Genomic DNA, 24,963 nt, shown 5'->3' on the forward strand with positions numbered 1-24,963 from the left:
ATTCTTCACACCAAACCCAAAACTTTTTGTGAAGGAGGTGTGAACTATATGAGGAACACAACAAAAGCCAAACTTTAGTTCGCGCTAGTTGTTATATAAGTTACAAAACTAAATTAGAAAATTATGGAAGCATCTGAAGACTTAAAGTTCACTGTTATGCTTCATGACAACGAACAAAAAAAGATTAAGGTAGAAGTTAAGCAAACTGAAACTACCGATGGGATACCGTATTATGTATGCAGCCTGGATGGTAAAGAGGCCCAGATTAGAAAGGATGAAAAATGGGAGCAAATATGGGGTTCACTTACGCCTAAACAGGTTGATGAGTTAGGTTCAGCTATTAGTAAGCACGTAGACAATCTATAATACAGCTACTAGCATCACACCGTATTCCCGTTTAAAATGATCCTGAATCTGATCTATCATTTTATTGAATCTTGTTATTTTTGCTGGTAGTAAGAACAGTAGGAAATCGACTCCGCTTTCGTTATATCTTACGTATTCTTCGAGCGCGAGCCAGCTTTCGCGCTCCATATCTTCATTGTACTCGCCGGTATCCTTAAATACGATTAATAGGTTTAACCCTTTTTGTTCGCAAAAATTCTTGATTGCTGTTTCCTGAGCTATTACAGACTCCAGATACGGTGATACCCTTATGTAACCAATTGCATTCATGACTGAAACTCTATTGGTACCTTAACTAAGATTACCTATTCATTAACACCCGCTGATGCGGAAGTTTTTTTATCAAACCCTTTTTCAGTAAATATTTTCAAAGGATTTTCTAAACATTTATTTATTTGATTTAACAATGAAGTCAGTTCAAAAGGCTTAGCAATAAATGCGTTGCAGCCATAGCTACCCAGAGATAGCAATACCTGAGAGTATGCTGAAAATATCACCACGGGAATATGTTTGGTAGACGGATCCCTTTTCAATTGGGCGCATAATTCTCCGCCGTTAATTCCGGGAAGTAAATAGTCTAGCAATACAATATCTGGTGTAAAATCCTCCATTAATGAAAAAATATCATTAGTCTCTTTATAACAACGTACCTGATAGCCTTCGTAATTAAATAACTCTTCTAATAACTCTACTAAATCATCATCATTTTCAATGATTAGTATATTTTGTGATTTTCGCTCTTTTTTCTCGGATAATTCAATCATTCCTTTTTAATTAGCTAGCCTATGATAACAAACGAAAAATCATCCTGTTTTATTTTTCTTTATTAATATTCATGCAATTAAAAAAGGATCGTATTGCTTAATAATTAAGGCGGTTTAAAGCTACTATCAAACGTTTGCGTAGTTTCATTTGAGCCGAAAAATCATCAAATATTCAGCGATTTTTACAATTTAATATCATTTAATCATCAATACATGTAATTTTAAAAGATTTTTATACATTTAGAAATCATTACCCTAACCAAATCAAATGAACCGGATCTTGACCTTATTCTTTTAAGTATAAGTTAGGTTAAGTGACTTACATCTGACAACTAAATTAGACTAAGATGAAACCTCAATTGCTTAAAGTAGCTAACAACTCTGTAAATTCATTTAGCGCGAGAAGAGACAAGGTGCCTTACATTAATAACCGCTGGCACTACCACGCCGAAGTTGAACTGATCTATTTTAAAAAAGGCAATGGCACTCAATTTATTGGCGATAGCATTAAACGTTTCAGATCTGGCGATGTAGTACTTGTTGGGGCTCACCTACCCCACTACTGGCGATTTGATGATAATTACTTTAATGACGAAAAAAGTAATGCAGATGTAGTTGTGGTACACTTTTGTGAGAACTTTTGGGGTAATTCGTTTTTAAATCTTCCTGAAAACAAATCACTTAAATTGTTGCTGGAGCGTGCGCAGAGGGGTGTTCAGATTCAAGATAAAAGCAAAAAATTAATTGGGGAACTGATCGAGTCTATTTTATTATCTGAAGGGCCTAAAAGGATTATTTTGCTCGTAGAAGCCTTGCTGGCCATAGAAAACTACTCACAAGGCAGTCTATTGTCGTCTATCGGTTTCCGCCACGATTTTGAAGAGACAGAAAATGACAGGATCAATGCCATTTACAACTACTCTCTGGCTAATTTTAAAAGGAAGATTCAGATGGAGGAAATGGCAGCGGTGGCCAACATTAGCCCTAATTCATTTTGCAGATACTTTAAATCAAGAACAAGGAAAACTTATACTCAGTTTATAAGTGAGATAAGGGTTGGACATGCCTGCAAATTATTGATTGAGGACAGTATGAACGTTAAACAGATCTGTTATGAAAGTGGTTTCCATAATTTTGCCAGCTTCCATAAACATTTCAAAATTATAACAGGAAAAAGTCCGCTTTCTTATCAGAAATCTTATTTGCAAAAATAATTAATCACTAAATCATAAAAACAAAAAACGGTCCTTTTAATGAAAAAAAGAATAACCCCTTTACTATTTGTAATAATGCTATGCGGCAAAGTAAATGCCCAGCAACCAGGTGCTAAGGATAGTGGTAACAAAAAACAAAAAATGGAATGGTTTGCCAATGCAAAACTTGGAATTTTTATACACTGGGGTATTTATTCTGTAAACGGCATATCCGAATCATGGTCGTTTTTTAATAACTACATCAATCATGATCATTACATGAAGCAGTTGGCTGGTTTTACGGCGGCTAAGTATCGCCCGGAAGAATGGATTAAACTGATTAAAGAAAGTGGCGCAAAGTATACTGTAATTACCACTAAGCATCATGATGGGGTATCTCTTTGGGGCAGCAAGGCAATTGATGCAACGACTACCTTAAAGCAAAGTGCCGCTAAGAAAGATGTAATTACTCCTTTTATAAAGGAAGTTAAAAAATCTGGCTTGAAAACGGGTATTTACTTTTCTTTACCAGACTGGAGCCATCCTGATTATGATGGTTTTACCAGAGACAGAAAAAGGTATAAGCTTAGTGAAGAGCCTAAGCGATGGGATAAGTTCCAGAAATATTTACATACTCAAATGAATGAAATCTCTGTGAACTTTAAGCCTGATTTATTGTGGTTTGATGGCGATTGGGAGCATTCTGCGGAAGAATGGCAGGCCGGAAAGATTTCAGCAGACCTTAAAAAGTATAATCCGAATATTATAATCAATTCCCGTTTGAATCATCATGGCGACTATGAAACTCCTGAACAGGGTATTCCGGTACTTAAGCCAAATAGCGAACATTGGGAGCTGTGCTACACAATGAATGATTCGTGGGGTTATCAGCCTTATGATTTTAAATATAAGTCGCCAAATATGATTGTTCGTACGTTGGTTGATTGTATTAGCATGGGCGGTAATTTATTACTTGACATTGGGCCAAAAGCCGATGGCACTATTGCTGCAGAGCAGGTGGATATCCTGAAAGGTTTAGGCAGGTGGACTAAAAAGCATGCTGAAGCCATTTATGGAACTCATGCTGGCTTACCAGCAGGTCATTTTAATGGAAAAACTGCGCTTTCTGCGGATAAAAAAACACTTTATTTATATGCCGACTGGATTCCGGATAATGGAGGCTTGTTGTTAAGTGGAATCAAACCGGCTGTACGCTCTGCTAAGATTGTGGGCTCTGATTTGAAAGCGACTTTTGAGCGCAATGGCGAAAATGTTTCCATAAAGATCCCTGCATCCGCAGCTGATCAGGATGTAACGGTAATTGCTCTAAAATTTGATAGCCCTGTTGAAGTGAATGATCAATCTTTAGTTTCTTTAAGTTTCAATGATCTTACCAGTAAAAAAGCAGACTATAAAACACAGATTAACAACATTGCAAGTTCATTGCATAATGGGGTTAATCCGTTTAAGGATACAGATTTGCCAGCCGATGGCTTTGACTTTGAAGCAGGCAAGACAGGTTTAAACGCTGAACTGTACAAATGGGTCACCAAAAATGCAGAGAGCTTATACAAGACAGGAAAAGGCCTGCCTGATGGACATTACCAAGGTACAAGCGCTTTATCTGCCGACAAGCAGACGGTGTATCTTTTTGTGGAAGGAAAACCTACAGGGCCAGTTGCGTTAAAAGGAATTAAAAATAAAATTAGCCGGATTAGAATTGTTGGAGAGGGAACTATGATTGAACCGCAGATATACAACAAACTTTATTGGAGTGCTGTACCCGGGATTGTTTATATTCCATTGCCAAAAGATCGACTTGATAAAGATCTTACAGTGGTAGCGGTATTGCTTGATGGCCCGGTTGACCTTTACAGGGAAAAAGTGGGTGCGATTGAGAGTAATTTGTAAGATTTTGTTTTATAAAAAAGGAAGGGCGTGTGTAAAAAGGTAAGGTCGTCATTCTAATAACATCCTGCTATAGCTCACCTCTAAATGACGACCTTACCTTTTTACACACCCTCTTCTTTTTTTTATTTTAAACCGCTCTTATTTAACGCTTCTAACGGTAGTGTTACCACCACCATCTAGGGTTAAGTTTACAGGTGCATTGCTAGTCCATGCTCCTCTGGTAAAATCAGGCACATCAACACTTCCAGATTTTTTAGATACTGATTTTTTGCTTAATGGCACTATAGAGCTCCATGATGCAGCATCATAAACGTTTTGGTCAAGAGGTAATCCATTGCGCAGGCAATCAATTAAACGCCAGTCCATAATAAAATCCATACCACCATGGCCACCAATCTTTTTACCGATCTCTCCAACGTGTTTAATAATTGGAGGGCTATAAGTATCATATAATTTCTTTAATCCATCTTCAGTAACCCATTCTTCGCCAAATGAAATACGTTCAGGTTCTGGCCATTTACTTGCAAAACCTTTGGTTCCGCTAAGCAGGTGAATTCTGGAATAGATTCTTGGCGATGTCACATCGTGCTGCAACATCATTGTTTTTCCTTTAGCGGTTCTGATGGTTGTAGTATTCATATTACCACGATAATTTTTACCTACAAATTGTTTGTAAAAATCATCTTTTTTGGCTCTTTCCTCAGCCTCATGTTCCATATGGAAATCATTGGTCGACATGGACACCAAATAATCCATTTTATCGCCTCTGTTAATGTTTAGACATTGCGCAATTGGGCCTAAACCATGGGTTGGATATATGTTACCATTATAATCGATGTTTTCTTTTAACCTCCACATATCTGCATAACCATTTTTATCGAAGTTTAACCCCAACAGGTTATGGATGTATGCACCTTCGGCATGTATTAATTCGCCAAACATGCCATTACGGGCCATGTTTAGCGTTAGCATTTCGAAGAAATCATAACAACAATTCTCGAGCATCATACAGTGCTTGCGTGTTTTCTCTGATGTTTCTACCAGCTTCCAGCAATCTTCAAGCGTAAGCGCAGCAGGAACCTCTGTTGCTGCATGTTTACCATGCTCCATAGCATACACAGCCATTGGCGTGTGGTAATGCCAAGGCGTACAGATATAAACCAAATCAAGATCCTCTTTTTCAATCATTTCTTTCCAGCCATCTTCGCCAGAGTATTCTTTTGCTTTAGTAAGGCCTTTATCAGTAAGATATTTTTGTGCAGCTGAAGCTCTTGCAGGTAATTTGTCGCAAAGTGCTTTGATCTCTACTCCCTCTATATGCGACAATCTGGAAACCGCACCCGGGCCTCTCATTCCGAGACCTATGATCCCAACCCTTACTTTATCAATTTTTGGAGCGGCATATCCACTCATATTGAATCTCTGACTACTATTGCCCTGATGTAATGCCACTGCCAGCTCATGATCGCTAGGTGCATTTTCATTGGCAAATGTAGGAAGGCCGATAGCCACAGCTCCGGAACCTATTGCCAGTTGTTGTAAAAATTTTCTACGGTTTGGTTTCATCTTGTGTTTTATATGGTTAAGAATAGGTGTTTGACCAGAAGTCAAATCAGTTTATACCACCAATATACACAGCTTATGGGCAGGCAGGAAAAGTTTTTTTCACACAAACGGTTGCGTAAATTTCATTTTACAGGCGTAATATTATTTTGCTTAATTATTGGTAATCTGTTTATTAATAAAAGCCCCCAGTTTTTCGTAGCCCTGTGCGTTAGGATGTAATCCATCCGTAAAAAGTGCTTCAGCTACTTTCTTCTTTGGATTAAGCAAAAGACTTCCTGCATCAGCATATTGAACTTTTAAGTGCAGTGCTATTTTTGCGTATAACATATTTAATTTAGCAACCCTGACTTCCATTTCTCTGCGTGGCAGCAAGCCAAGGACAAGAATTTTTGCTTTCGTTTGTCTTGCTTTTATCGATGTTATAAGAGCCTTTAATCCTTCGGCTATCTCGGCATCAGTATTAAATTGCAAATTGTTTGTACCGATCATCAATACAATTTGTTTAGCTGCAAAACCATCCAGTTCTCCATGATAAACACGCCAAAGAACATTCTCTATCCTATCCCAGCCAAAGCCCATGTTTAAGGCGTTCTTGTCTTTAAAATATTTATTCCATGATTCGGTTCCTCTTGCAACATGCGCCAAGGGCTCACCAGACCAGAAATGGGTGATCGAGTTGCCTATAAAAATCAACTGAGGCGGATTGGTTTTGTTGTGATTTAACACTTCGTTATGCCTCTTTTCCCAGTCATAGCCAGGAAGCTCTCGATATTGTGTAGTCGGTTTGGTTGTACTGATATTTCCCTCAGGCTGGTTTAATATCGTTTTAATGGTCTTCTCGTATGCATTTGCATAGTTCATCATTCCAATATCATTGGGATGTACGCCATCAACAGTACTCTCGATGTCCTGACCTATCTCCTTCTTCGAAAGCAGGTAGATGTTTTTTATCCCCTTCGCCTTTAATTGCTTAAATGCATCGTTTAAGGTAATATTTGGATTATCATAATCGGTTTTCCTTTTAGGGCTTATCAGCTCGTCTGTATAGCCATCGTGCTCTGTTAACAGAATGGGAACTCCCGGCCTTTTTGCCTGCAATTGAAGTACAGAGGCCTCAATTCTTGCTGCAAGATCTTCTTTTGATATAGAGATAAGATTAGGTAAACAATCTAACACGTATAATTTAGCATCAATTTCTGTAAGCAAATCAACTACTTCTTTCTCCAAACGACCATTACCCGAAAAGCCCAGATTAATTAGGGGTTGGTCTAGTTTGCGCTGCAATATGGATGTCCAGGCCAAACCAGGTCTAGTTGCACAGGCTCCTTGTGCTATTGAAGTCCCATAAACTACTATCGGTTTTTCCTGATGCAGTGACATTGGCGTAAACGATTTTTGGTTGGGCACATAGATTTCCATCCATTTTACAGCGTTGTACAATGGCAGGTAAAGTGTATATTCCCGATCTGGATTATTAGCCTGTTCCAAGTTATTAAAGCGATAAGTAATGGTATCACCAAAAGAGAAAGCACCGGCACTCCAAAGCCATCTGCCATCTCTGTCCTTTGCATATAAATCGACACCGCTCACGCCTGTGGCCGGCATGTGCGAAAGCTGCAGATTGCCTTTAACAGCATACTTTACGATGATTTCATTTGAATTTGTACGGAAACGCAGGTTTACACCAGCATTGTTCTTTGATAACTTCCATACATCTGCACGCACTATGCCTTCGGCCTTTGCCGGTAAACGATCGTAATAATCTTTTACCTTTTTTGGCCATCCCTGACCTTCCAAAACATTTAAAGTATCATTTGCAGGATTCCAGACCTTATATTTCGCTTTATCCTGAGCAATGCTTAACTGACTGATTATTATAAAAACAGATAGGTAAATTAGTTTGTGGTTCATGATGTAAATATATTCTACAAATAGATTAATTATGAAAAAAAATTATTCTATTTGTTATCGGGATATACCATATTATTGTCAAACAAATTACACGCTCTCATGAACGCGATAAAATATCCCTAAAGGTTATAAAGTAGAGTTTATGCCTAAAGATATTGTGATTGAATCAGAATTTGGCAAGTACACAGCCAAAGTGGTACAAAAAGACAACAGTCTTATCTATAGCCGGACAAAAACGATTAACAACAAAAAATATCCGCCAGAGAAATACAATGACTATGTAGCATTTTCTAAAAAAATCTATCAGGCAGATAAGCAAAAAGGTATTTTTGCTAAAATTGTTGAGTAATGGTATCCGAAAAGGTACTGTCAAAACCCGCTTAAACGGGATCCTGAGATAAATTTGCTTCGTAGCTTCTTCGAGGGTCCGGATGAGGATCGTTTTTAAAAGCGATCCTCATCACCAATTCATCTGACTCTTATTTCTTACCTACAATAACCTTGGCAAAGGTTTCTGTATTTAAGTATTTACCAGCAAGATCTTTCAATTCTTGTGAGGTAATTGTTTTTACTGTAGTGATGTAGTTCTCGTAATAGTTATGATCAAGTCCTGAGAAATAAACGTTCTTAAACTTGTCTGCATGAGAAAATGCATTTTCTAAACTACCAAGCATTGAACCGAGCATATAATTACGTACCAGGTCTAACTCCTGATCAGCAATCAATTCGGTTTTTAACAAGTTGATTTCTTTTTCGATTTCAATAAGGGCATTATTGCATACCTCTGCTCCTACTTCGGTTGCAATAAAGAAATATCCGGCATCTCTTAAAGAAACAACTGCCGAGCCTATTCCGTAAGTATAGCCCTTATCTTCGCGGATATTGGCCATTAGTCGTGACCCAAAATAACCCCCAAGCAAACAGTTTAGCACCTGAAATCCAGGAAAATCATGGTGATTTCTGCTAATACTTAAAGCTCCCATTCTAATGGCAGATTGGATGGCCTCTGGCCTTTCAATTAAAAGTTCACCTTTAGGGCTCGCTTCAAATGTAAATTTATTGATTACAGAGGATTCAGTATTTTCCCACTGGTTCCCAAAAACGTTATTTAGTATCGCGAATTCGTTTTCTTCGAACTTTCCGGCAGCTATTACGGTACAATTCTCTGGTTTAAAAGCAGCTTTAAAATAGTTGATCAGATCTTCCCTTTTTAGTGCATCGTAATCCTCAGCATCGATATTTGATCCATAAGGCGTATCGCCAAAAATTGAATTTGCAAATTGTCTTCTGGCAAGAAAATCATTCTTTTGAAGATTTACCTGTAGGGATTGTTTTTGATTTTGAACAAAAATAGCCAGTTCCTGTTCAGGGAAAATACTTTCATTTAAGATTGATCTTAAAATAGGCAGTACTGATTGCAGGTGTTTGTTAAGCGTATATAGTTTTACGCTAGACTGATCTGCTCCATATTCCGTTTGTAAAAATGCGCCATAATAATCTACTTTATCTGCAATTTCCTTAGCGCTCAACTGAGCAGTACCATTGTTGATTAAATGACTAACTCCTACGGCCTGTAATGGCTTTGATGCATCCCAGTTTACATTTTCGAATATAAACTCTATCCTTACCAGTTCCTGTTTACCTGCATTAATGGTAAAAACAGGTATGCCATTGTCGAGATGTTGGGCTAAGGGCTCTAAAAATTTGATCTCATTAACCTGTAATGATTCCGGGGCTAGTGTACGATTAAGCATCTTTGGCGTTTAAATAATATAAAGTTGAACATTGCGCTTTTACAAAGGTATTTTTAGCGGCTTGAAGAATGCCCTGAGGGGTAACAGCTAAATACTTATCTATTTCGGTATTGAGTCCGTTGGCATCACCCAACAATTCATAATAGGCAAGATTCATGGCTTTATCTAAAAGACTCATTTCAGCAAAGACCATAATTGATTCAGATTTATTCTTCACCTTGGTGATTTCTTCTTCTGTAACTTCATGCTGCGTTAGTTTTGTTAGTTCAGCCCATATCGAAGCCTCTGCGGCCTCAACGGTAACACCTTGAACAAGCTTTCCTTCTACAACAAATAGACCTTCATCTATACTGCTGGTAACATAAGCATGTATATCACTAAATAGTTGTTGCTCTTTTAATAAACTATTGTATAATCTGGACGATTGTCCTTGTGAAAGAATATCAGACATCAGATCGAAACTTTGGTACTCAGGATCTTTTCGGGCAGGCATTTTAAAAGCCATGTAAATGGCATTCAATGGAACATCAGCCTTAACGGTTTCCTTACGTTCCTCGGTTTGTAATGGTTCCTGAGGAAGGTTCCTGTTATATTTATCTCCGGCAGGAATAGGTGCAAACCATTTCTCGGCAAGGGCCTTAACATCTTCTGTTTTAACATTACCGCCTACAACCATAATGGCATTTTGAGGGTTATAATGTTTTTTGAAAAATGCTTTAACATCTTCCATTTTTGCATCTTCAATCTGCTTTAGGTCCTGACCTATAGTTGCCCATTGGTAAGGGTGTTTTTTATAAGCCAGTGGTCTTAACTTTAACCAAACATCGCCATATGGTTGATTCAGATAACGTTGTTTAAACTCCTCGCAAACTACATTACGTTGTGTTTCCAAACTTTTTTCTGAAAAGGCAAGGCTTAACATCCTATCACTTTCTAACCAAAAGGCAGTTTCCAGATTTACAGCCGGAAGGGTAATGTAATAGTTAGTAATGTCGTTACTGGTAAAGGCATTATTTTCTCCCCCTACTCTTTGCAAAGGCTCATCATAACTAGGAATATTTACAGAACCACCAAACATCAGGTGTTCAAATAAGTGTGCAAACCCGGTCCTATCTTGCTCCTCATCACGAGCACCAACATCGTAAAGGATATTTAATACCGCCATTGGCGTTGTATCATCTTCGTGCACAAGCACGCGAAGTCCGTTGGGTAATGTAAAACGATTAAAGTCTACCATAGATTAAAAATAATTCCGGCAAACTTAGATAAAACTGCGTTAGCATTTGCACACTGATAAAAATATTGCACAGTATTGAAAATATAAGCATCAATTTTATCTAAGTTTGTGCTATGAATACTGCCGAATTACTACAAAGGGCCTTACAGTTCGACTTTTTAACAAAAGAAGAGGGTGTTTTTTTATACAATAATGCAGCTACGGCTGAGCTGGCTTATGTTGCCAATGAATTGAGAAAGAAACAAGTACCCAGTGGCAAGGTTACCTGGCAGATAGACAGAAATGTGAATACGACTAATGTATGTATTGCAAACTGCAAATTCTGTAATTTTTTTAGAAGACCGGGACATGATGAAAGCTATATAACAGATATAGAAACTTATAAAGTAAAGATTGAAGAAACCTTCAGACTAGGTGGAGATCAATTGTTATTGCAAGGCGGACATCATCCGGATTTAGGCTTGAAATTTTATGCAGATCTGTTTAAACAATTAAAGGAACTATATCCTGATCTAAAACTGCATGCTTTGGGCCCACCGGAAATTGCACACGTTGCAAAACTTGAGGGCATTTCTCATACCGAAGTTTTAAAAGCACTTAAAGAGGCTGGTATGGATTCGTTACCTGGGGCGGGAGCAGAAATATTAAATGACCGTGTTAGAAGATTGATCTCAAAAGGAAAGTGCGGTGGACAAGAATGGTTGGATGTGATGCGTGCAGCTCATCAGCTTGACATCACTACTTCTGCCACTATGATGTTCGGACACGTGGAAACCATTGAAGAACGCTTTGAACATTTAGTTTGGATTAGAGAAGTACAAAGTGAGAAACCTGCAGATGCTAAAGGATTTTTGGCATTTATTCCATGGCCTTTTCAAGATGATGGTACTTTATTAAAACGCCTGAGAGGTATTAGCAATAATGTTTCTGGTGATGAGTATATAAGAATGCTAGCGCTAAGTAGAATTATGTTGCCAAATGTTAAAAACATACAGGCATCTTGGTTAACCGTAGGGAAAAGTGTTGCTGAGCTATGTTTACACGCCGGCGCCAATGATTTTGGTTCTATTATGATTGAAGAGAATGTGGTTTCGGCTGCAGGAGCTCCGCATCGTTTTACTGCAAAGGGAATACAGGATGCGATTAGAGAAGCTGGCTTTGAACCTCAGTTACGCGGTCAACAGTATAATTACCGTGATTTGCCAGAACATTTGGAAGAGCAAGTGATTAACTACTAAGATTCCTCATATAGTTAAAAAAGGAAGAGGACTTTCGCCCCTTCCCTCTCTTAAACTTAAACAACTCTTGTATATAAAATAAGTGTGGTTTAAACTATTTAATAAATAATCCTGCAATTGCTAAAACATTTGCTTTAGTTAAAGGCTCATCAAATGATTCTACGGCCGCCGCCTTAGTCACACCTGTTGCAATGCCTGTGATAGTTACATTAGCCTGCATATCAACAGCTTCAACAGCATAAACCGGATCAACTGCACCTATACCAGTATCGTTAGCAGAACCTCCTGCTCCAAGACTAATCCATGGTTTGATGGTTGCCCCACGGCCAGCGCGCATTGTACGGATGTGGGCGGCGTGACGTGCTTCAACAGAATGGATTTGTAACGCAACTGTTAAAACATCCATTCCTTTTAGCACTGTAGCCTGACCTTTATAGGCTCTTACTCCTGTATCTTCAAATGCCTGAGCAACGGCTAAAAAGGTATCATAGTTGGAATAGACATCACCAAATGTACCGCCCGCAGTAAAATCAAAATCTGCGTAAGCAAACTCTACTGGTGTTCCACCATTTTGTATAACAGCTCCTTTTAACAAAGCTACGTGTGCTTTCTCATGGTCACGAATAGTAGTGATGGCACCTGTCGGGGGACCGGCTGGAATTAACCCAGGGGCGGCCAATAAAGAATGGTTGTAAAAATGATATTCCAGATACTCCAATGTTAAAGCATAATTTAAGACCTCAAGAACGGCAGCTGGAGCTGCCTGTCCATATGCTTTGGTAAACATGGATCCTAAAGCCATTGGCATTGCTGCCAAAGCCACTTTTTTACCCATGTTATAAAAATCATTCATTGCAGATCTTCTCGGATTTAATCTCTCATAGATCTCCCCATCTACTTTTTCTATTTCTTCTAATATATTTACGATATTCATGCTTTCTAAAGTTTTAGGTTATAGGTTAGTTACAGTAATTTTAGTTTTGATGTATTTTCCTGCAGCTGCAAGAACTACATCAGGTGTTAAGGCTTTATCCAAACCGTTTGCATCAACTTGTGGACTAGAAGCAAAGCTTCCAGGTGAAATTAAATCACGAACATATGCTGCGTGACGCGCTTCAACTGAAACAATTTTTCCCGCTAACTCTAAATAAGCATTTGTTGTTAAACGTTTACCAGCACCATTATAAGCGCCAACACCTAAATCCTCAAAAGCCATAGCTGCGCCTAAAACGCTCGCTCTATCTGTGAAATTTATGCTTGAAAAGTCAACTTCTAAGCTTCCTATTGCAGCTGTGCCTAAAGCTTTCTTAAAAAACTCTCTATGTGCAATTTCATGAAATTGGATATCTTGAAAATACTGCTTTTCAGCAGGAGAAAAACCTGATGGTGGGTTTGACGCTACCTGAATATAAAAGGCAGCTTCTAATTGTTCTAAAGCATAAGCGTAATTCAATACACCGAAATCATCTTTAAAATTTAATGTTACTCCGCCAGGAACCATAGGATCGTTCCTGTCTTTTTTACATCCTGCGGCTACTAATGCAATGGTCGCAGCACCTGCTCCAGCAAATTGCAGGAAAGAACGGCGTTGTAAAGGAGCAGTAAAAACACTCCTTTCTACTGGGAGCAATTCTTGCTTTTCTTGTTCTTGTAAATTTTTCATAGTTTTTTAAGTTTGAGTTTTCTATAATTTATTAGTTCTATAAGGGCTAAAAGCCCTTGGTTGATTACGACTTTAGCTGTTGCATATATTTGCACTTACGAAAGAAAAATGAGTTCGGTTTTCGGTGTTTGAAAGAAATATTCTTCAATCGTTCATTTTTTTAATAAATTCACCATAAATAAAATCTATTACTGTGCTGAATGCTATTATTGTAGACGATGAAGAGTTTGCCCGTTCCTCATTATATTTTTTATTGCAGGAAAACTGTGAGAATATCCATATATCTGGCATAGCAAAGTCTGTTTCGGAAGCCCGAAACTTACTGGCCCACAATGCCATTGATCTTATTTTTCTGGACATTGCCATGCCAGGAGAAAATGGGTTCGATTTAATCCCTCAAATACAATCCACTAAAACGCATGTCATCTTCACTACTGCTTACGATCAGTATGCTTTAAAAGCGATTAAAGCAAATGCATTGGATTATCTGCTTAAGCCTATAGATATTGATGAGCTTAAAGAGGCTGTTAATAAGGCCTCAAAATATATCACCTTGAGTAAAACGGAGCACACTCGTAATGAAGGGTTGCAAAATTTAGCGGTCAATCTATCAGAAAGAAACGAAATTCGTAAAATTAGCTTACCTAACGGACAGGGATACAGCTTAGTAAGTATTGAAGATATTATTCATATTGAAGCAGATAGTAATTATTCTGTTTTCCATTTGGCCAACAAAGATAAAATCACTGTTTCAAAAGTTCTAAAGGAATACGAAGAAATCCTTCCTGCCCATCAGTTTATCAGGGTTCATAAATCAAGCATAGTGAACCTGAATTACTTAAGAGAGTACAATTCTAAAAATGGGTTGGAGCTGATATTAAAAAATGGCGATAAAATTGCGGTTTCCAGAAGACGAGCAAGTGATTTTATGGAAAAGGTTAAATCATATACCAATTTTGACAGTGATAAATAAAATAAAGAATTGGACCATAAGCAGTACAATACTAATTGTTTTATTAATTCTTAGCTTGAATGGCTATTCACAAAGTACATACCTACAACATTTTAGCACTAAAGACGGACTTCCAAGTAATAGCTGCTTTTATACACTACAAGATTCCAAAGGATATATTTGGGTAGCCACTGATGCGGGGGTAAGCAGATTTGATGGAAAAGTATTCGAAACCTTTTCTGTTGATGATGGTTTGCCTGACAACCAAATTCTACAGATTAAGGAGGACAAGAGTGGAAAAATATGGTTTCTGGCATTAAATGGGCAGTTAAGCTATTTTTTTAATGGCAAGTTCTTTAATGAAACAAACAACGAACTACTTAAGCTATTAAGATTCAATGCGGTTATTGTTTCTTTTTTTGAAGATAGCAAAGGTAGAATCTGGTTTGGCACGAACAAGAATGTTTTGGTGACCTGGGACGGGAAATCCATCATGAAATATGTCTCGGCAAATGGTAACCGCCAATTTATTAATAGTTTTGTGCATGAAGATAAATCTGGAAAGATTTGGATATTCAGCAATCGATCTGTCCGAACCTTTAATGGTTCGGAATTCACCGTAATTCCACACAAAACGCTACTCATAAACTATAAGTCTGGACTAAATATGCCAGATAAAACGCTCGCTTTTCTCGACAAAAATGGACTTAACATTCAAAATGGAAATGTCCAGTATTTTCAGTTAAAAATTGATCCATCTTTATTAAACAATGATCCGGGATTTTTTCATTTAGATGATAACAAAGATGTATGGATTAGCAACGCCTCTGGAATATATTTTATTGGTCGTTCGGGAAAAATGATTACTTACCTGAACAACATATCATCAAGTCAGGTAATAAAGGATGCTAAGGGCAATATGTGGTTCACCACTAACAATGGGATTTACATGCTTCCGAAAAGTGAGGAACGGCTTTATATAGTAGACCAAAATAACGGATTAAGCAGCAACGTTGTAAAAAGTGTTATTAAAGACAACAAAAATCGCTTCTGGCTTGGATTAGATGAGGCCGACATTAATATTCTTGATCCTATTAATCTTTCTGTTAGTAAAATTTCAATACCGGATAAAAAGAAATATAACATCATCAAACAGCTTACTTTAGATACGGCAAATGAAACCATATATTTTGCTTCAGAGTATGGACTAGGCCGAATAGCAAATATTTATGGGGGTAATAAAAAAATAGATTACTTAAGGGAAGCTACCAACTCGATGTTTGTAATTAAGAGTTTTAGTGTAGCAAAAGATAAAAGTCTGGCTCTGGCCCTGTCCTCTGGCGTAGTTATTTTACCCTACACTGAAGGTAAATTTGAATTTAGCTCTTTATACTTTAAGCAAGGGACTGATTTCTTTAACAATAGAGCTTATTGCGTATTTTTTGATAAAAACCAAAACCTTTGGTTTTCTAATATCAACGGGTTATCAGAATTTTCTAATGGTTCATTATACAGTTACTATGAAAAGAGTAGTCTTTTAACCCGGAGAATTAATGACATAAAGGAACTGAATGATGGCACTATAGTACTTGCTACTGATGGATATGGAATTATTTTTATCAAAAACAGAAAAGTGATAAAGATTATTACCCAAAGAGACGGACTTGCAGATAATATTTGTAAAAAGCTATTCATAAAGGGTAATGATGTGTGGATAATTACCAATAATGGCATTAACAAGGTTTCATTAAATAATCAAAAGACGTTTGTTGAAACTTTTGAATTTACCAATGCTTTGCTTAAAGATGATGTTAACTCATTGTATATTGATAACAGTTATGCATACTTCGCAACTAACAACGGCCTGGTCTATTTTTCAATCAATAAGGTTAAAACTATAAATGATCCTCCTAAAGTGTTTATATCATCTATAATTAACAATAAGATCAAGCTTGGGCTAAATGAAACGAGTCATACACTGGACCCATCGGACAATAACATCTCATTTTATTATAGCGCTATTGATTTTCAAAATAGAAATATTGTTTACCGATATCGTTTAAAATCTGATGCCAACTGGACAGAGACAAAGAACAGGAGACTTGAGTTTTCTTCGTTAGAACCGGGTGATTATGTTTTTGAAATAAGTGCCAAAACCAATAATAGTGATTGGAGCAGCCCTACCAAGATCAACTTCCTTCTAAAAAGTCATTTTTGGCAAACACCATGGTTTCTTATAATCACATTCTTACTTGCAGGCTTTATATTTTATAAAGTAGCAGTTTTTGTAACTAAAAGACGAAAAAACAAAGAACAAGAGCAGCTCCTGTTAAAGAATAAAATTTTGATGCTGGAGCAACGGGCTTTACAGGCAATGATGAACCCGCACTTTGTTTTTAATGTGATGAACTCTATACAACATTATATAAACACAAAAGATACCACCTCGGCAAACAAGATATTAACCGGTTTTGCCAGGCTGATCAGGAAGAATCTGGAAATTTGTACAAAAAGCTTTATAACGCTTGAGGAAGAAATTGAATATCTGGAGCTTTATCTCAGTTTAGAAAAGAAAAGATTTGGAGGCAAATTGAATTATACCATTACGCTAAATAAGGCTATAGATAAAGAAGAAACCTTAATACCCTCTATGTTGCTTCAGCCATATATAGAAAATGCCATATGGCACGGGATAATGCCTAAGGAAGAGGGTGGTAAAATTGATATACATATAGATTTAATAGGGACTGAACATCTGTTGATCCAAATTATTGATGATGGTATAGGTATAGACAATTCTCTGAGAGATAAAAAGGGACATCATGTAAGTAAGGGCATGGATTTAACACGGGAACGTATTAACCTTTTAAATAGGGTTGAAGTAAATCCTATACAAATGGAGATAAAACAAAACGGTAATTCGGGCACATTTGTGTCAATAGCCATCCCCTTAAAGTAGTAAAATACCGTTTACTCAATTTTTTATACCACTCACTAATTAAAAATTAATCATTTTAAAATTTGCATTAAACTTGTTATAGATATTAAAACAAACAGAGTTTGTAAAAAGCGTTCTTATAGAATTGATCAAAGATATTTTACCTAACCTAAAACTATATCTCAATTCAGGTTTCATTTGTGTGTTAAAAAATGGTAAAGTTCATAGCTTTACCATTTTTTTTTGCCTTATTTTTTTTTAAAAAAAATTCGTTGTGGAATTTCTATTTATCTTACTTTTGAGATACAGAAAAACTTTAAAAAACATCGTTCTTTTGATTTAAAAAGATTTTCTGTAAATTTAACTCATAAATAAAAACCTTAGGGAATTATATTTTTTGTAATGAAAACTCCAAAGAAACCAATTAAGAAAAGTCCATTAGTGGATCCAGAAGCTGAGATGGAAGATTCGCAAGACGAAATTACTACGAAGAAAAAGTATGACGATGATGATGACGATTTTGATATGCCGTTAGATGATCTGGATACTTTTGATAGTTTTGGTGCGGACGACGACGATGACGACTACTAGTAACTAAAAATATAATAGTTTATGAGCATCCCATTGGGATGCTTTTTATTTTATCCCAATCATCAAGCATGACAATTGTACCTGTATCTGATAAACAAACCAGTAAAGATTTTTTAGAAGTTGCCCGTTTTATTTATAAAAATGATAAAAATTGGATTTGTCCATTAGACCAGGATATAAATACAATATTTAACCCAGATAAAAATCCTTTCTTTAAACACGGGAAATGCCAAAGGTGGTTGCTAAAAGATAATAAAGGCCAGACAATAGGAAGAGTGGCTGCTTTTATAAATGAGAAAAAAGCTTTTCAATACGATCAACCCACCGGTGGCATGGGTTTTTTTGAATGCATAAATGATCAAACCGCAGCTTTTAAACTATTTGATACAGCCAAATTGTGGCTCGAGGAAAATGGCATGAAAGCAATGGATGGCCCAATAAACTTTGGTGAAAATGATTCATTCTGGGGATTACTAGTTGAGGGTTTTACCCCACCTTCTTTTGGCATGAATTATAACCACCCCTACTATCATGACTTCTTTAAGGAATACGGATTTAATACAGAATATGAACAAATAACCAATCATCTCGCTGTAAGAAATCCATTTCCGGAGCGTTTCACAAAAATCGCTAACTGGGTTGCAAACAAACCAGGATACACATTTGAACACTTCTCTAAAAAGAATGCAGAAAAATATGTTCATGATCTTATGGAGATCTATAATGACGGCTGGGAAGACTTTGAAAACTTTGTACCAATAAAAAAGGAAACACTGCAAGAAAGCTTCAAAATGATGGAAGCTATAATGGATGAAAAACTAATTTGGTTTGCTTACGTGAACGGAGAGCCTGCTTCTTTTGTAGTTATTATACCAGATGCCAACCAGATGATTAAAGGCTTTAATGGTAAACTTGGAATAATTGAAAAGTTAAAGTTTGTTTATAAGCGCTGGGTGGGCGTAAACAGAATGCGGGCTATTGTAATGGGTACAAAAAAGTCCTATCAAAAACACGGGTTAGAATCTGCACTTTTTATAAAACTAAAGGAATATGTTTTACCACTTAATCAGTATGATGAACTGGAATTATCGTGGGTAGGTGATTTTAATGATAAGATGCTCTCAATTCACCAAGCAACAGGTGCCACCTTTGGAAAGCGACACCTGACCATGCGTAAAATTTTCTTTTAGGGATTTATTTCTCGCGAATTTCTTCGTAAAGATCAATAACCTTTTTTTGCAGCTTAATGATTTCTTCTTCTCTTTGAGAAAGTTTGTCTTTTAAGCTGTTGATTTCTTCAAAATTAAGCGATTGAGGATTTTCACCCTCTTTTGAAATAATATCCATAGTAGAAACTTCGAACAGATTCGCTATTTGCGCTAATCTCGATATGTTTATATCAGTGATACCAGTTTCGATTTTTGAAAATGCAGGGATGGAAATATTTAGACGCTTTGCTACTTCACCTTGACTCCAGCCATTTTTTTGGCGTAGCTGTCTAATGTTTTTACCAATGATATTCATGTTTAAAATTTAGGTGTATTATTTGTTGTTTGTTCTTTTTAGGATACTGTATTCAACTCACGTGCCAATTTCGTAAGATCTAGTCCACCAAAATTCCCAGAACTCATTAATAACAAGTTAGTACGGTAAAATTTTATACTTCGCAAGTAACTTTCCAATAAAGTAAAGTCATTAAAAAACTGCAGTTTATCGTTGTTAAACGCCTTTTGTACCTCTTCTTTTGTAAATGGTTGCATTTTCTTATGCACAAATGTTTTTTCATCAATGTAAACAATTGCAACATCTGCATTACACATAGTGTTTGCATATTGAGCAAGAAAATTTTTATTCAAGCTGCTAAACGTATGCAACTCTATACAGGCAATTAATTTTCGTGTAGCAAACTGAGTTTTCACCGCTTCGATTGTTGCTTTTAACTTTGACGGCGAATGAGCAAAGTCTTTATATACATTTGTTTCATTGGAGCTATTTAAAAGTTCTAATCTCTTTGCCGCACCAGTAAAGGAAGCTATTGCAATGTTAAACTCTTCCTCAGAGATACCCAATTGCTTGCATACGAGTTTAGCGGCATTAAGATTCATTAAATTATGATCTCCGAATACTTTTAACGCAGTTTCGTCAGGCAGCAGATAGGTTATACCATCTTTTACTTCATGATCTGGAATTCCATACCCAATCTTTTCAATTGGGGCATTTGAATTTTCGACTATAGTGTTAAGGTCATTGTCTTTATTACAGAAAATTAGTTTCCCATCAGGTTGAATTGTATCTATAAAAAGTTCAAACTGCCTGGTATAGTCCTGATAAGTAGGAAATACATTAATATGATCCCAGGCAATTCCGCTGATCACCGCAATATTTGCTTTATACAGATGAAACTTTGGTCTGCGATCAATTGGTGAGGCCAAATACTCGTCTCCCTCAATAACGATCAGAGGAGCAGAATCTGTGACTTTAACCATGGTATCAAATCCGGCTAATTGTGCGCCAACCAGATAATCAAAATCCTTCTTGTAATGGTTCAGAACATGTAATATCATGGAGGTAATCGTTGTTTTACCGTGACTCCCACCTATTACCACACGAAGTTTATCCTTTGTTTGCTCATAAATATACTCTGGATAAGAATATATCTTTAAGCCTAATTTCTGAGCTTTTAATAACTCCGGATTATCCACAAGTGCATGCATTCCCAGAATAACTGCATCCAGGTCTTCTGTAATATGATCTTCGCTCCACCCCATAGATTTAGGTAGAATCCCATGCTTTTCCAACCTGCTGCTTGAAGGTTCAAAGATGACATCATCGGAGCCGGTAACCTGATACCCCTTTTTATGTAAGGCAATGGCAAGATTGTGCATGGCACTGCCACCTATAGCGATAAAATGTATACGCATTCTTTTATTTTTTAAAGTGGGCAGCAACCCATTCACCAATCTTTTTATGACTAACATAATTGATACCAAACTCTTTGCAAGTTTCGGTTATCATTTCAAGATCGGGAGATTCGTAAAATCCGCTGAAGAAAATGCTTCCATTTTCTTTTAGTATTTCAGCATATCTTGAAATCTGATCAAGAAGGATATTCCTGTTTATGTTTGCAAGAATAATATCAAATGAGGTGTTAGGAATCACTTCTTTACCACCACACAGTGCAGTGATATTTGTGATGTTATTTAATGCTGAGTTTTCTAGTGTACTTTCATAGCAAACATCATCATTATCTATTGCAGTTAGCCTTTTAGCTCCTCTTTTAGAAGCTAAAATGGCTAATATTCCAGTTCCACATCCCATGTCCAATATGATCTGATCTTCAACATCCGTAGATAGGATATATTGCATCATCATGGTTGTAGTTTGATGATGGCCGGTACCAAAGGCCATTTTCGGATCAATCACTATCTCGTACTTATACTGAGGTTGTGGCTGATGAAAAGTAGCCCTGACATAACACTGATCGTCAATAATTAATGGTTCAAAATTCTTCTCCCATTCTTCATTCCAGTTTTCTGCTGCGATCTCTGCTACTGCATAGGTATACTTAAGTTCCCCTTCAAACTGAGCCATAACTTCTTTTAAAGCCTGCTCATTATAATGATCAAGCCCCACAAAAGCGTCGAATCCGTCAGATGTGTCCTCAAAAGTATTATAACCTATGTTTGCTAGTTCGTCAATCAATAAATCTTTTTGATATTCCTGAACCTCGGTGAAGCTGAAAGTAACCTGTATGTATTGCATTAAGAATTGAAAGTTTTAACGATGTCTACAAAATCTCTTGATTTTAAAGAAGCACCACCAATTAAACCACCATCAATATCATTTTGAGCAAACAGTTCTGCAGCATTTTTTGGATTACAGCTACCTCCGTAAAGTATGCTGGTATTATCAGCAGTTGCCTGATCATATTTAGCAGCAATTTCCTTGCGGATAAAAGCATGAACTTCCTGAGCCTGATCAGATGATGCAGTTAAACCAGTTCCGATAGCCCATACAGGCTCGTATGCAATTACAACTTTAGAAAAATCAGCAGCACCTAAGCCAAAGATTCCGTTCTCTAATTGAGATTTTAAAACTTCAAAATAGCTTCCGTTATTTCTCTCTTCAAGCGTTTCGCCAATACAGAAAATAGGAGTTAAATCATTTTGTAATACAGCAACTGTTTTTTGGGCTAACAATTGGTCACTTTCGCCAAAATACTGGCGTCTTTCTGAGTGGCCAACGATTACATACCCGCAACCTACTGATTTTATCATTTTAGCAGAAATTTCGCCGGTATAGGCACCGCTTTCTTTCTCATGGCAGTTTTCTGCGCCGATACCTACCACATCGCCACCAAGCTTAGCTAAACTGTTTAAATGAATATATGGAGCACAGATAACGGCTAACTGTTCACCTTTTTTTTCATCTTTAACCATGTTAACAATTTCTGAAAACAATGATATGCCTTCAGCATAATCCAAATTCATTTTCCAATTTCCGGCTACTATTTTTTTTCTCATAATCTTTAATTAAAAATGTCTATAGGTCTTTGTATCTTCAAAAACCTGTGTTAAAATATCTTGTTCTATTTTATTAAATTCTAAATTTCTGCGCTCGTAAACCTTAGTGGCGGTTTCAAACATTTTATTTAAGCTGTATACATCAAATCCCTGAGCCCCGCCCCATGCAAAATCCGGTATAAAATTTCTAGGAAAACCAGGGCCAAAAATATTAGCGCTTACACCAGCCACAGTACCTGTATTAAACATGGTATTGATACCGCATTTAGCATGATCAGCCATAATTAAACCACAAAACTGTAATCCTGTTTGACGAAAGCTTTCTTTTTCATAATCCCATAACCTCACCTCTGCATAGTTATTTTTAAGGTTAGAGTTGTTACTGTCGGCACCGATATTACACCATTGCCCCATAACTGCATTCCCCAAATATCCTTCATGCCCTTTTGATGAGTACCCCCAGATGACAGCATTATTAATTTCTCCGCCTACCCTACTGTAAGGTCCAATAGTGGTTTGTCCATAAATTTTTGCGCCCATCTTAATTTGAGAATCACTACATAAGGCAAAAGAACCTCTTATATGGCAACCTTCCCATACCTGGGAATTTTTTCCAAGATAAATAGGTCCGTTTAAACTATTAAAGGATGAGCATTCCGCTTCGGCTCCATCTTCGACAAAAATATTATCACCAATAAACGTATTGGTTGTACTTAATTTCACGGAGGTCCTTCCTTTGGTAAGTAGTGCAAAATCCTTTCTTAGTTCAGTATCATTGAACTTAAAAATATCCTCTGGAACAGCAATCCTGATGAAATTGCCAGAATACGTTATAGTTTGCAGTTTATCTAGAGGATGAGCATCAAAATCGGCAGCATTTATTTTATATGCAATGACAAGATCTTGTTTCTTTAAACACTCGCCATGTTTCAGATTAGATATAGCATCTAACAAGCCTTCATCCGGACATACAGATCCGTTGATAAATAATTCGGCACCAGATAGTGAAGGATATTTTACTGCCAGATAAGCTATGGTTAAAAATCCAGATTTGGCATCTAAATACTTTTCCCATTTTTGGGCAATAGTTAAAATCCCGATACGGAGATCTGCAACTGGTCGTGTGAAAGATAGCGGTCGTAGAGATTTCCACGCACTATCATCAAATAAATTGATTATCATAAGCGACAAAAATAAAAAAAGTCCCGAAGCAACAGCACCGGGACTTTAAAATAATTTTTTATTTTGGTATAATTACTTCTTAGCGTAACGAGTTTTGAATTTATCGATACGACCAGCAGTATCAACCAATTTCATCTTACCAGTATAAAAAGGGTGAGAAGTATGAGAAATCTCCAATTTATATAGAGGATATTCGTTACCATCTTCCCATTGAACAGTCTCTTTAGTATCTACACAAGATTTTGTTAAAAAAGAGTACTCGTTAGACATATCTTTAAATACTACAAATCTATAGTTTGATGGATGCAGATCTTTTTTCATATTGTTATATACTTATGTGTCGCTTATTTTTAAGGATGCAAATATCGTGATTTTATTTTTTAGAAACAAATAAGTATGTGAAAATTATCTACTATACTTTTTGCGTGTTTCTATTTTCTGCTTTTGTCTTGCAATATAAGCATCAGCAATCACCTCTGCTGAGGGTAATTCGGAGTTGCTAATCAACAAGGCTTTCAGTTTAACTTCATCAACATCAGTCCTGTATAAAATGTTCATCATTTTAGAGATATCATTATCCAACAGGTATGCAAATGCTTCAATTAGCCGCTCCCTCATTAAAGCTTCAGTAGTCAGGTTATCAATATCAAAATCCTTATTAATAATATTACTCAGTGAGGTTAATTCATCCATCATTGCGCTTCCTGACATAATTCAACCAAAACTCCATTAGTACCCTTTGGGTGTACAAAACACACCAATTTATTATCAGCTCCTTGCTTTGGTTGCTCATTAAGCAATACAAAGCCTTCTAATTTTAATCTCTCCATCTCCAATTCGATATTATCCACTTCAAATGCGATATGATGTATACCCTCTCCCTTCTTTTCAAGAAATTTCGCAATTGGGCTATTTTCAGAAGTAGCCGCAAGCAACTCGATCTTACTTTCTCCTGTTTTAAAGAAAGCTGTATTCACACTTTCGGAAGCTACTCCTTCCTTCTTATAACAAGAAGTCCCCAACAACCTTTCGTACAAACCACAGGAAAGATCAAGGTCTTTTACTGCGATACCAATATGCTCAATCTTCTTCATAAACGAATTAATGCGTTAAACAAATGTAAAAATGCAAGTTT

Annotated in this window: 25 protein-coding genes; 9 read left to right on the forward strand and 16 right to left on the reverse strand. The window is 36.7% G+C overall.

What is annotated here, in order from left to right:
• Positions 1-123: 123 nt before the first annotated feature.
• Positions 124-366 carry a hypothetical protein gene (locus tag AC6CH7_RS05885; RefSeq protein ID WP_498261811.1) on the forward strand — a complete coding sequence of 81 codons (243 nt, stop codon included), beginning with the start codon at positions 124-126 and terminating at the stop codon, positions 364-366.
• Here the strand turns inward: AC6CH7_RS05885 and AC6CH7_RS05890 are convergent.
• A complete protein-coding gene (locus AC6CH7_RS05890; protein WP_294870836.1) occupies positions 361-675 on the reverse strand; it encodes a recombinase family protein in 315 nt (104 codons plus the stop codon). The two genes, AC6CH7_RS05885 and AC6CH7_RS05890, sit on opposite strands and share 6 nt — an antisense overlap.
• A gap of 35 nt (positions 676-710) precedes the next feature.
• Entirely contained in the window at positions 711-1,169 is a 459-nt protein-coding gene (locus AC6CH7_RS05895) for a response regulator (protein WP_498261812.1), read from the reverse strand.
• Positions 1,170-1,516: 347 nt separating this feature from the next.
• Here AC6CH7_RS05895 and AC6CH7_RS05900 point away from each other — a divergent pair, with 347 nt between their 5' ends.
• Positions 1,517-2,383, forward strand: coding sequence for an AraC family transcriptional regulator (locus AC6CH7_RS05900; protein WP_498261813.1), 867 nt, complete (start codon positions 1,517-1,519; stop codon positions 2,381-2,383).
• A gap of 39 nt (positions 2,384-2,422) precedes the next feature.
• Positions 2,423-4,273 (forward strand): alpha-L-fucosidase, encoded by a 1,851-nt coding sequence (locus AC6CH7_RS05905; RefSeq protein WP_498261814.1) that lies wholly within the window; start codon positions 2,423-2,425, stop codon positions 4,271-4,273.
• A 138-nt stretch (positions 4,274-4,411) separates the two neighbouring features.
• On the opposite strand, the gene AC6CH7_RS05910 is transcribed toward AC6CH7_RS05905, so the two are convergent.
• Together AC6CH7_RS05910 and AC6CH7_RS05915 are read right to left on the reverse strand one after the other, a co-directional pair.
• Positions 4,412-5,839: a Gfo/Idh/MocA family protein gene (locus AC6CH7_RS05910; RefSeq protein ID WP_498261815.1), complete on the reverse strand. Its 1,428-nt coding sequence runs from the start codon at positions 5,837-5,839 to the stop codon at positions 4,412-4,414.
• Positions 5,840-5,989: 150 nt separating this feature from the next.
• Entirely contained in the window at positions 5,990-7,750 is a 1,761-nt protein-coding gene (locus AC6CH7_RS05915; RefSeq protein ID WP_498261816.1) for an SGNH/GDSL hydrolase family protein, read from the reverse strand.
• A 115-nt stretch (positions 7,751-7,865) separates the two neighbouring features.
• Here AC6CH7_RS05915 and AC6CH7_RS05920 point away from each other — a divergent pair, with 115 nt between their 5' ends.
• Positions 7,866-8,099, forward strand: a complete 234-nt coding sequence (locus AC6CH7_RS05920; protein ID WP_498262344.1) for a DUF3858 domain-containing protein — start codon at positions 7,866-7,868, stop codon at positions 8,097-8,099.
• A gap of 130 nt (positions 8,100-8,229) precedes the next feature.
• Here the strand turns inward: AC6CH7_RS05920 and AC6CH7_RS05925 are convergent, their stop codons facing one another.
• Both AC6CH7_RS05925 and AC6CH7_RS05930 read right to left on the reverse strand, forming a co-directional pair.
• The gene (locus AC6CH7_RS05925; protein WP_498261817.1) at positions 8,230-9,504 is read right to left on the reverse strand and encodes a M16 family metallopeptidase; all 1,275 of its coding nucleotides are present in this window, start codon (positions 9,502-9,504) and stop codon (positions 8,230-8,232) included.
• Positions 9,497-10,741, reverse strand: coding sequence for a M16 family metallopeptidase (locus tag AC6CH7_RS05930; protein ID WP_498261818.1), 1,245 nt, complete (start codon positions 10,739-10,741; stop codon positions 9,497-9,499). The genes AC6CH7_RS05925 and AC6CH7_RS05930 overlap by 8 nt, the downstream gene beginning before the upstream one ends.
• A 113-nt stretch (positions 10,742-10,854) precedes the next feature.
• Here AC6CH7_RS05930 and mqnC point away from each other — a divergent pair, with 113 nt between their 5' ends.
• Entirely contained in the window at positions 10,855-11,979 is a 1,125-nt protein-coding gene (gene mqnC, locus AC6CH7_RS05935; protein WP_068889664.1) for a cyclic dehypoxanthinyl futalosine synthase, read from the forward strand.
• Positions 11,980-12,073: 94 nt separating this feature from the next.
• Here mqnC and AC6CH7_RS05940 read toward each other — a convergent pair whose 3' ends face one another.
• Together AC6CH7_RS05940 and AC6CH7_RS05945 are read right to left on the reverse strand one after the other, a co-directional pair.
• Complete coding sequence (locus AC6CH7_RS05940) at positions 12,074-12,913, reverse strand: ferritin-like domain-containing protein (protein WP_498261819.1); 840 nt, start codon at positions 12,911-12,913, stop codon at positions 12,074-12,076.
• 18 nt (positions 12,914-12,931) lie between these two features.
• Positions 12,932-13,642 carry a ferritin-like domain-containing protein gene (locus tag AC6CH7_RS05945; protein WP_498261820.1) on the reverse strand — a complete coding sequence of 237 codons (711 nt, stop codon included), beginning with the start codon at positions 13,640-13,642 and terminating at the stop codon, positions 12,932-12,934.
• A gap of 193 nt (positions 13,643-13,835) precedes the next feature.
• On the opposite strand from AC6CH7_RS05945, the gene AC6CH7_RS05950 reads away from it, so the two are divergent.
• From AC6CH7_RS05950 to AC6CH7_RS05965, 4 genes are all read left to right on the forward strand, one after another.
• Complete coding sequence (locus AC6CH7_RS05950) at positions 13,836-14,615, forward strand: LytR/AlgR family response regulator transcription factor (protein WP_498261821.1); 780 nt, start codon at positions 13,836-13,838, stop codon at positions 14,613-14,615.
• Positions 14,605-17,553 (forward strand): ligand-binding sensor domain-containing protein, encoded by a 2,949-nt coding sequence (locus tag AC6CH7_RS05955; RefSeq protein WP_498261822.1) that lies wholly within the window; start codon positions 14,605-14,607, stop codon positions 17,551-17,553. The genes AC6CH7_RS05950 and AC6CH7_RS05955 overlap by 11 nt, the downstream gene beginning before the upstream one ends.
• 438 nt (positions 17,554-17,991) lie before the next feature.
• Entirely contained in the window at positions 17,992-18,123 is a 132-nt protein-coding gene (locus tag AC6CH7_RS05960; protein WP_498261823.1) for a hypothetical protein, read from the forward strand.
• A 68-nt stretch (positions 18,124-18,191) separates the two neighbouring features.
• Positions 18,192-19,313, forward strand: a complete 1,122-nt coding sequence (locus tag AC6CH7_RS05965) for a GNAT family N-acetyltransferase (protein ID WP_498261824.1) — start codon at positions 18,192-18,194, stop codon at positions 19,311-19,313.
• 4 nt (positions 19,314-19,317) lie between these two features.
• Here AC6CH7_RS05965 and AC6CH7_RS05970 read toward each other — a convergent pair whose 3' ends face one another.
• From AC6CH7_RS05970 to mce, 8 genes are all read right to left on the reverse strand, one after another.
• Positions 19,318-19,647 (reverse strand): helix-turn-helix domain-containing protein, encoded by a 330-nt coding sequence (locus AC6CH7_RS05970; RefSeq protein ID WP_048906616.1) that lies wholly within the window; start codon positions 19,645-19,647, stop codon positions 19,318-19,320.
• A gap of 38 nt (positions 19,648-19,685) precedes the next feature.
• Positions 19,686-21,044, reverse strand: a complete 1,359-nt coding sequence (locus AC6CH7_RS05975) for a UDP-N-acetylmuramate--L-alanine ligase (protein WP_498261825.1) — start codon at positions 21,042-21,044, stop codon at positions 19,686-19,688.
• Between the two features lie 4 nt (positions 21,045-21,048).
• Positions 21,049-21,885, reverse strand: a complete 837-nt coding sequence (gene prmA, locus AC6CH7_RS05980) for a 50S ribosomal protein L11 methyltransferase (protein WP_498261826.1) — start codon at positions 21,883-21,885, stop codon at positions 21,049-21,051.
• The gene (gene tpiA, locus AC6CH7_RS05985) at positions 21,885-22,646 is read right to left on the reverse strand and encodes a triose-phosphate isomerase (protein ID WP_498261827.1); all 762 of its coding nucleotides are present in this window, start codon (positions 22,644-22,646) and stop codon (positions 21,885-21,887) included. Before tpiA ends, prmA begins: the two co-directional genes overlap by 1 nt.
• Before the next feature lie 9 nt (positions 22,647-22,655).
• Positions 22,656-23,828, reverse strand: a complete 1,173-nt coding sequence (locus AC6CH7_RS05990; RefSeq protein ID WP_498261828.1) for a putative sugar nucleotidyl transferase — start codon at positions 23,826-23,828, stop codon at positions 22,656-22,658.
• A gap of 72 nt (positions 23,829-23,900) precedes the next feature.
• On the reverse strand, positions 23,901-24,149 hold the full coding sequence (locus tag AC6CH7_RS05995) for a type B 50S ribosomal protein L31 (RefSeq protein WP_048906621.1): 249 nt from the start codon (positions 24,147-24,149) through the stop codon (positions 23,901-23,903).
• Positions 24,150-24,233: 84 nt separating this feature from the next.
• Positions 24,234-24,539 carry a hypothetical protein gene (locus tag AC6CH7_RS06000; protein ID WP_498261829.1) on the reverse strand — a complete coding sequence of 102 codons (306 nt, stop codon included), beginning with the start codon at positions 24,537-24,539 and terminating at the stop codon, positions 24,234-24,236.
• Positions 24,521-24,922, reverse strand: a complete 402-nt coding sequence (gene mce, locus AC6CH7_RS06005) for a methylmalonyl-CoA epimerase (RefSeq protein WP_498261830.1) — start codon at positions 24,920-24,922, stop codon at positions 24,521-24,523. Before mce ends, AC6CH7_RS06000 begins: the two co-directional genes overlap by 19 nt.
• Positions 24,923-24,963 lie beyond the last annotated feature (41 nt).

Source organism: Pedobacter sp. GQ55, from assembly GCF_059758925.1.